The organism is Sphingomonas sp. PEI4 (assembly GCF_056679955.1).
Window position 1 is genome coordinate 453787 of the sequence record NZ_CM155258.1, and the last position, 8684, is coordinate 462470.

The following is an 8684-nucleotide window of genomic DNA, read 5'->3' on the forward strand; positions in this document are numbered from 1 at the left end:
CGGTCAGGGCGTGTCGCGAAGATCGCACACACCGCCGCGAAGATTCCGGCGCGCGATGGGGCCGGTCTGCTCGAACGCCATGTAATCGCGCCTGGCGCTGGTATACGGCTTCCAGGCCGGCAGCGGCGCGGTGTTCGGGTTGCCGGTCTTCACGAAGCTCAGCCAATAGGCCTGCAATGGTGGCTGGCCTGGTTTCGGCGTGTTGAACAGGTAGCCGATCTCGCTCGAATGACTGACCGTGCCACCGGGCGGCGCATAATCGAACTGATATTGCCAAACCGGCACGCCGACCCGGGTCAAGGCCTTCGAGACCGCCACTGTCGGACACCGGAACGTTAGGTCGGTGGCCAGCTGTGCGGTCACGTCACCCAGGCGCGGGTCATCGACAGGCGTGCCACCCGGGTTCAGGCCGTAGAAGGCGAGCGCCGCCTTTGCCTTCGGTCCGAATTCACGGCGGATGGTCGCTTCGGCAGCGGGACGCCCGCCATGCAACCCGAGTTCGCGCGCGTTGACGCCGATCACCAGCGGCGCAGGATCGACCCGGCCGCTCGCCAGCAGGTTCGCCGGAGTGTCGGTAAGGACGCGCCCGTCCACACCGCCTGCAGCCACATAAAACTGTCGTCGTCGAGATCGGGAACGTCGACCGTGTCCTGTACCCACGCCAAAACCCGGCGTTCCGCTCTCTTCGATCGCCTGCGCGAACAGGCGGCGCGAGGCGGGCGCCAGCCGATGGAGTGCGACGTCCTGAGCACCCGCGGATTCGCCTGCGATCGTGACCCGCGTTGGATCCCCGCCAAAGCGCGCGATGTTGCGCCTGACCCAGCTTAGCGCCGCCTGCTGGTCCATCAGCGCGTAATTGCCCGAATGCCCGCCCTGTTCACGGCTCAGCGCCGGGTGCGACAGGAAGCCAAGTGCGCCCAGCCGGTACTGGATGCTGACCAGAACGATGCCGCCGTCGGTGATGGTGGACTCTACCGTACCGCCACCCGAGCCGCCGCGATTGGCGCCGCCGTGGATCCAGACCAGCACGGGGAGGGGCTTGGCTGGTGTCAACGTCGGCGTACGGACGTCGAGGAACAGGCAGTCCTCGGAGCCATGTTCCGCGGCCGTGCGGTTCCATTCACCATAGTCGCCTTGTGGACAGGCAGCATGCTCGGCGACCGCGTCGACCGGCTCGGTCCATTTTGCGGGTCGTTCCGGTGCACGCCAGCGGAGCGGCCCCGCCGGCGCCTTCGCGAACCGGACGCCACGAAACACGCTCGTTCCCCCGGCCAGTGGCTGGCCACGCACCGGACCGTCATCGGTGCGGACGATCGGCGCGCCGGCCAGCGCGAGCGCAAGTGTCAGGATCATCGCAGGCCTCGCGGTGCTGGTTTGGCGAGCGCGGCGCGAATTGCGGCTTCGGCAACCGGCGCCATCGCCGCGTAGCCGGCCTTGTTCGGATGGACGCCGTCATAGGTTAGCGATGCGCGCGTCGCGTCGCCGTCATGCAACGCGCCCCAATAATCGGCGTAGGTCGCGCTGATCTGGCGCGCATAGTCCTTGAGCCACGCGTTCATCGCCGCGATCTTCGGTGCCGTCTCCAGACCCGGCCGCCAAGGGAACCGATCGGCAGGCGGAATCGAGGCGAGGATCACCCGGATGCCGTTGGCCCGCGCCAGATCGGCCATCGACATGATGTTCGCCTTCGACTGATCGGGCGTCATCGGTCCGGTGTTGCTGGCAATATCGTTGGTGCCTCCCATGATCTGGACGACCGCGGGGTGCAGCGCGATCACATCCTGGCGGAAACGCACCAACATCTGCGGCGTCGTCTGTCCGCCAATTCCGCGGCCCAACCGGTCGTCCGCGAAGAACGCCGGGACCATGTCGAACCAGCCCTGCGTGATCGAATCGCCGATGAAGACGACGCGGTGGTCACTCGGCTTCGGCAACGTGGCATTGGCGGACTGATAGCGGCCCAGCCACGCCCAATCCTCGTGCAGCCGGGTTTCCGCGACTTGTGCCTGCCGCAGCTTGTCGGCGTCGGTCTGCGCAGTGGCGGCGGTTCCGCTAAGCGCGACCAAGGCTGCAAGGGCGAGTTTGGCGTAGGTCGTCATATAGCTTGACTCCAATGTCGCGGCGTCTCGGGATGCCGCCAATGTCGGTCCGGGTTTCGATGGCACGATCGAACCATCATGGCGTCGGCGCTGGAGAGTGACTGCGCCCCTCATCGTACCGTTCCCGCCGCAACGTTCCATCCACGCAGCGCAACATGCGGCGAGGAAGCCTTGGCCGTTGGATAGCGGATCTCGACGGTTCGTACGTCACCCGGCAACAGGGAGACGTAGTTGTCGCTGAAATACGCCGGCAAGACCTGCGTGCCGTCCGCATTCATCACCGTCAGCTTGGTCTCGATCGCGGGCGTCGCGCTGGTATTGCGCAGCGTCACCGCGGTGACCGTGTCCGCGCCCTCCACTCGCGTCGTCGACGCCGTGTCGAGAGTCACCGCCGCCAGACCGTTCAACGTCTGGAACTGCGCATCGTCCGCCGCCTGCCAGTAGAAGTTGGTCGACAACAGCTTGCCCGTCGCATCGTTCGCCTCCAGCCGGACGAGCGCGACACCGTTCGCGGTCGCCGCCTTGGGATCGAGCGTGAACGCATCGCTCGCCGCCTCGCCGGTGGCGGTGATCGTGGCCGACTTCTCGGCGATCGTCCGGTTGTCGAGCCCGACCACCTTGGCCTTCACCGTAACCCCGCGGAGCGCCGCCAGTCCGTTATTGACCAGCACCACCTTCCAGTCGGGCAGGTTCATCTGGACGTGGACCGGCTCGGACGCCTTCTTCACGCCGTAGAACGACGCCTGCGTGTCATAGTCCGACGAGAATATCTGCCATGCGGACGACGGCCATGCCGGTTGCGTCATCCACAGCATCCGGCCGCTATGCTCAATCCAAAGCTTTGCGTTCATCCCCTCGAAGATCGCGCGGTAGGATTCATACTGCATCATCTGCGCCTTGCGCTCGAAATCCTCGAGGCTGGTGCCCGGGCCGAAGCGCTTGGCAAGCACGTCCATATACGTCTTCACCGCGCCGTTCCCGGTCTGGTGCCAGTCGTGATACGCCCACGCGTCGCTGATCGGCCATTGATCGGCAGGCGCCATCGCGCGCTTCCATGCCTCCAGCGTCGGCAGCGACGGCGTACCGCTCTCGACCGAGAAACCCTTGGCATGCTCGGTGAAATACTCGACCGGCGGCCGCCAGTTATACGGCCCGGAATTCTGCAGGTTCACCCGGTTGGACGAGCCCATGTAGAGCCGCGTGCCGTCTTCCTTGTCGATCAGCGTCTCCAGCGCCTCGTTCAGGATCGGTTGCGGCACACCTTCGTTGCGACCGAACCAAACGACGATCGACGGATGGTTCCGATACCGCTTCACGACGTCGGTCGCGTTGGTCATGAACAGCGGCACGTCTTGGGCCTCGATGTTGTAATCCTGCGTCGATTCCCAGAAATCGTTGAGGATCATCAGACCGTATTCGTCCGCCAGGTCGTAGAAGGTGTCCTCGGTATTCTGGCCGACCCAGTTGCGGATGATGTTGAGATGCGCGTCCTTGTGCAGGCGGAAGAACGGCTCCAGCCGCGTCCGGTCGACGCGCTTCATGAAGTCGTCCATGCCGATATTGCCGCCCCGCGCGGCGATCTTCACGCCGTTCACGCGGATCACGAGATAGGGCGACAGGCCGTCCTGATCCTTGATCGGCGTCACAGCGGGAGACTTGTCCGCACCGGCGACGAAGCTCGCCGCCCAGCCGTTCGCAACCTTGCGGATGCCGGTATGCGAACCGTCGACGATCCGCTCACCACGTTGCCGCGCCTTGGACAGATCGATGCCGACCCGGTCGAGGTCGCCGTCCTTGTCCATCAGCGAGATGTCGTACGTTACCTGCCGGATCCCGAACCGGACATGCTTCGTATCGCTGGTCGCGCCGTCCACGGTTATCGTGAGGGTAAGGTCGTGCAGCGCAGCGTCGCCATAGCCGTTGGGCCACCAGAGCTTCGGGTTGCGTACCGAGAGCTGCGGGAAATCGGCGGGTTTCATCACGACATTGGCGGACTGGCCGGCCGTGAGCGTCACCGGCTTTTCAACGACGATACCATCGAACGCGGCGCGCAGGGTCGCGGTCACGGTTCGATCGGACGGATTCGAGACGGGCACGCCGATCTCTATTTCCGCGACGCTGTTGTCCGCCTTGGGCAACGTCGTGACGACCTGCGCATCGCCTAGCGTCGCGATACCGGTCGCGGTCAGCGTCACGCCGCGCCACATGCCGATATTGCGGTCGCGGATGCTCGGAATCCAGTCCCACCCCTCGGTCGCGACGAAGGTCGGGCCGTCCAGCATCATCATGCCGCCATTCTCGCCGACGCCCGTGGTCAGCGACTCCTCGTGCGCGATGCCCGGATGCGGCGGCGGCGACACCTTCACCGCGACCGCGTTGCGCCCTGGCAGCAGCTTGCCGGTCACGTCGAACTGGCCGCGCACGAACGCGCCCTTCATGGTCCCGATCGGTGCGCCGTTCAGCCACACCTCGGCGCTGTAGTTGACGCCGTCAAAATTGAGCATCTGTCGCTTGCCCGCGGTCGCGGCTGGCGCGTCGAACTCGGTGCGATACCAGTAATCCTGTCGCGCCAGGCTTTCCGGGATCGTCATGTTGTTCAGCCCGAACGCAGGGTCGGCATAAACACCGCGATCGACCAGCGTCGTCAGGACCGTGCCCGGCACCGTCGCGACGTACCAGCTCGACGCATCGAACCCTGCACGGCTGAGCGTCGCGCCGGGTGCGGTCACCTTCGGCGCCTCGGCCAACCGCCAGCCCGCGACCTTCCAGGCGCCGTCACGCAGCGGCGCGATCGCGGGTCCGGTCGGCAGCGGCTTGGCAACGGGGGCGGGGAAGGGCGCCTTCGACACCGGCCGGGTCCAGGCATCCTGGGGCGTGGTCTGACCGGACATCTGGCGCACCTGTACCGGCCACGCCGGGCTGCCGTTCTGGTAGACGATCGACGCACTCGGCTTGGTCGTCGATCGGGCCTTCACCGCGTTCGCATCGAGCGCACCCGCCTGCATCGCGAAGCCCGACACGCGACCACCGAACGGCGCGATCGTCGCGACCGACGGTACGGGCGCGGCGGTCATCCGGCGTTGCGCGACCGGTCGGCCGTCGACGTACAGCCGTGCCAAACCATCCTCGACGGTCGCCGCGACGTGATGCCAAACCCCGGCCGCGATCCGCGACGGCGCGATCAGCGTACCGGTTTCGGTGACGAGGCTCGGGCGCCCCTTGTCGAGCGCAAGATAGCGGCGCGGTCCGTTCGCGATGTCGCCGAACCCCGCAACGGGCACGATGCCGTCGCGGATCGTCCCGGGTTCGATCCACCCCGACAGCGTCCAGCTTGGTGCGTCGATCGGCTTGGCAGTGTCGCCACCGATGATTGTCTTGAGGGGCGCGCCGCCAGCAGGCGCCGCCACGTTGAACGGCCCATAGGTCTGGGCCGACGCGGCGGTCGCGCAGCATAGGGCCAACATGGAAATCGTGCCCGCGAACACCCGCTTGCCCATTGATCATCCTCCCGTGCGGAATCTGACGATGCTCCGCGATTGGCGATCAACATGACGCGGCGCCGCGAAAAAGCCAAATTGAATTACGAATTGTTTGCGATCGATAGGGGCGCCGCCGACCATGCTTTGCCGATGCGCGTATTGGCAGCGTTGCGAAAGCAGGATACCCAACCGGGCAGGTGGCGGATCAACGCCGCCTGCATGATCGCGTCGGTGCCCTTCGGGGCTTGATTGGGAATGCGGTGCGGTGGGGTTCGCCCCGCCAATGCCGCGGCTGTCCCTGCAACTGTAAGCGGCGAGCGAAACGCACGGGCCCTTCGACTGGAGGGCAGCCACTGGGCCGTAGAGCCTGGGAAGGCGTGGCGTGGAGCTTTGACCCGTGAGCCAGGAGACCTGCCGGCGTCTGGTCGCTCTTGTCCCGGTCCAGGGGGTGGCCGAGGCACGGTGAACGCCGTCTGAGCGACGACACGCGCGGCAGGGGCCGCACGGCGACGCGCGTCGGCCGCTCGTGGCGTCCGGTCTTCACGTGTCCCGGCCGTTCGCGGCAGGCCCCCGTCCTCGTCGGACGCCGGGGAGTTCTGCATGACGACGTCGACGATCGATAGACGGGCCGACAGACTGGCCGACAGGCAGGCTGGCAGACCGACGCGGACCGCCACCCGCAGGCGGATCGGCTGGATGTTCGCAGGCCTGATCGCCGCCAACATCGCCGCATGGGCCTGGGCCTTCTCGCTGTTCCACGCGCAACCGCTGATGCTGGGCACGGCGCTGCTCGCCTGGGGCCTCGGCCTGCGCCACGCGGTCGATGCGGACCACATCGCCGCGATCGACAATGTCACGCGCAAGCTCATGCAGGACGGCCAGCGCCCGATCGCGGTCGGTTTCTGGTTCGCGATCGGCCATTCGGGCATCGTACTGATCGCGGCCGTCGCGATCGCGCTCACCGCCAGCGCGCTGTCGCAGTTCGAGGCGTTCAAACAGGTCGGCGGCGTGGTCGCCACCGTCATCTCCGCCGTGTTCCTGTTCACGATCGCGGCGATGAACCTCATCATCCTGCGCTCGGTCTGGCGCACCTTCGGCCACGTTCGCGGCGGCGGGACCTATGTCGAGGAGGACCTCGACCTCCTGCTCGGCAACCGGGGACTGCTCGCGCGGCTGTTCCGGCCGATGTTCCGCCTCGTCACGCGAAGCTGGCACATGGCCCCGCTCGGCTTCCTGTTCGGTCTCGGGTTCGACACTGCCACGGAGGTCGCTATCCTCGGTCTTTCCGCAAGCCAGGCCGCCGACGGTCTCTCGATCGGCACGGTGTTGGTGCTCCCGGTTCTGTTCGCGACCGGCATGGCGCTGGTCGACACGGCGGACGGCGTCGTCATGCTCGGCGCGTACGAATGGGCGTTCGTGAAGCCGATCCGCAAACTCTATTACAACATCACCATCACGCTGATCTCCGCCATCGTCGCTATCGCGATCGGCGGGATCGAGACGCTCGCGCTGCTCGGCGCGAAGCTCGGTTTGTCAGGCGGGATCTGGGACGTCGCGACGGCACTCGGCGAGAATTTCAACGGTCTCGGCTTCGCGATCATCGGCCTGTTCGTGCTGTGCTGGGTGCTGAGCTTCGCGATCTACCGCTGGAAACGCTTCGACGAGATCGAGGTCGTGCACGGATAGCTGGCGGCGTAACGCAAAGTCCGTTAGTTCGCGTTCGTGAGGGTTGGTTCGACCGAACCTCGTTGATCGCGCTGGTGCCCTTCGGGGCTTGAATGGGAATGCGGTGCGGAAGGGGTTCGCTCCTCCAATGCCGCGGCTGTCCCTGCAACTGTAAGCGGTGAGCGACACGCACGCGCCCTTCGGGGCAGCCACTGGGCCTTAGGCCTGGGAAGGTGTGCGAGAAGCTTCGACCCGCGAGCCAGGAGACCTGCCAGCGCAACGGTCGCTCTTGCTTTGATCCAGGGGGTGGTCACGGCACGGTACTCCGTTTGAGCGACGAACATGTACGGCTGCAAGGCTGTGCGTGCGTGTGCTTTCAGACGTCGAGGAGTTTCATAATGTCCGATCTTTCAAAGGTCCCCGTCACCATCGTCACCGGCTTCCTTGGTGCCGGCAAGACCACGCTGATCAGCCACCTGATCCGCAACGCGAACGGCCGCCGCCTCGCCGTCGTCGTCAACGAATTCGGCACGCTCGGCATCGACGGCGATATCCTCAAAGGCTGCGCGATCCCCGATTGCCCGGCCGAGAACGTGATCGAACTGGCGAACGGCTGCATCTGCTGCACGGTGGCGGACGACTTCATCCCGACCGTCGAGGCGCTGCTCGCGCTCGACCCGCGGCCGGATCACATCCTGATCGAGACGTCCGGCCTCGCACTGCCAAAACCGCTGCTCAAGGCGTTCGACTGGCCCGCGATCCGATCGCGCGTCACCGTCGACGGCGTCATCGCGCTCGCCGATGCCGAGGCGGTCGCCGCCGGTCGCTTTGCCCCCGATGTGGCCGCGCTCGACGCCCAGCGCGCCGCCGACCCGAGCATCGATCACGAGACGCCGTTGTCGGAGGTGTTCGAGGACCAGCTAGCCTGCGCCGATCTCGTGCTGTTGACCAAGGTAGATCTCGCCGGTCCCGAAGGCGTAGCCAAAGCGCGCGCGGTGATCGCCGCCGAATCCGCCCGCCCGCTCGCCGTGATCGAGCTAACCGATGGCGTGATTGATCCCCGCATAATCCTGGGTCTCAACGCCTCCGCCGAAGACGACATCGCCGCCCGCCCGTCGCACCACGACGGCGAGGACGATCACGAGCATGACGATTTCGACAGCGTCGTCGTCGAACTAGGCGAGATCGCCGACCCCGCCGACCTCACCGCAAAGATCGAAGCACTCGCCCGCAACGCCGACATCCTCCGCGTGAAGGGATACGCCGCGGTCACCGGCAAGCCGATGCGCCTGCTCGTCCAGGCGGTCGGCGCCCGCGTCCGCACGCAATACGACCGTCCGTGGCGCGCAGGCGAACCCCGCCGCACGCAACTCGTGGTCATCGCCGAACACGACCGCATCGACGAGGCCCGCATCAAGGCCGCGCTGGACGCCTGAGCCAC

Annotated in this window: 6 protein-coding genes and 2 riboswitches; of the genes, 3 read left to right on the forward strand and 3 right to left on the reverse strand. The window is 66.2% G+C overall.

Going from position 1 to position 8684, the window contains the following annotated elements; genetic code table 11:
• Window positions 1-3: 3 nt before the first annotated feature.
• The 3 genes from AC1MLZ_RS01970 to AC1MLZ_RS01980 all read right to left on the reverse strand — a co-directional run bounded on the left by AC1MLZ_RS01970 (window position 4) and on the right by AC1MLZ_RS01980 (window position 5563).
• Entirely contained in the window at window positions 4-1353 is a 1350-nt protein-coding gene (locus AC1MLZ_RS01970; RefSeq protein ID WP_480960206.1) for a carboxylesterase/lipase family protein, read from the reverse strand.
• Window positions 1350-2099 (reverse strand): SGNH/GDSL hydrolase family protein, encoded by a 750-nt coding sequence (locus tag AC1MLZ_RS01975; protein ID WP_480960207.1) that lies wholly within the window; start codon window positions 2097-2099, stop codon window positions 1350-1352. Before AC1MLZ_RS01975 ends, AC1MLZ_RS01970 begins: the two co-directional genes overlap by 4 nt.
• Before the next feature lie 110 nt (window positions 2100-2209).
• Window positions 2210-5563 (reverse strand): glycosyl hydrolase 2 galactose-binding domain-containing protein, encoded by a 3354-nt coding sequence (locus AC1MLZ_RS01980; protein ID WP_480960208.1) that lies wholly within the window; start codon window positions 5561-5563, stop codon window positions 2210-2212.
• Between the two features lie 72 nt (window positions 5564-5635).
• Here AC1MLZ_RS01980 and AC1MLZ_RS01985 point away from each other — a divergent pair, with 72 nt between their 5' ends.
• The 3 genes from AC1MLZ_RS01985 (at window position 5636) to cobW (ending at window position 8679) form a co-directional block, all read left to right on the forward strand.
• Window positions 5636-5827: a hypothetical protein gene (locus AC1MLZ_RS01985; RefSeq protein WP_480960209.1), complete on the forward strand. Its 192-nt coding sequence runs from the start codon at window positions 5636-5638 to the stop codon at window positions 5825-5827.
• Window positions 5793-6011, forward strand: a riboswitch (cobalamin riboswitch). It overlaps the preceding gene by 35 nt.
• Before the next feature lie 263 nt (window positions 6012-6274).
• Entirely contained in the window at window positions 6275-7264 is a 990-nt protein-coding gene (locus AC1MLZ_RS01990; RefSeq protein WP_480961445.1) for a HoxN/HupN/NixA family nickel/cobalt transporter, read from the forward strand.
• A 55-nt stretch (window positions 7265-7319) separates the two neighbouring features.
• A riboswitch (cobalamin riboswitch) is annotated at window positions 7320-7533 on the forward strand.
• 108 nt (window positions 7534-7641) lie between these two features.
• Window positions 7642-8679, forward strand: coding sequence for a cobalamin biosynthesis protein CobW (gene cobW / locus AC1MLZ_RS01995; RefSeq protein ID WP_480960210.1), 1038 nt, complete (start codon window positions 7642-7644; stop codon window positions 8677-8679).
• Window positions 8680-8684 lie beyond the last annotated feature (5 nt).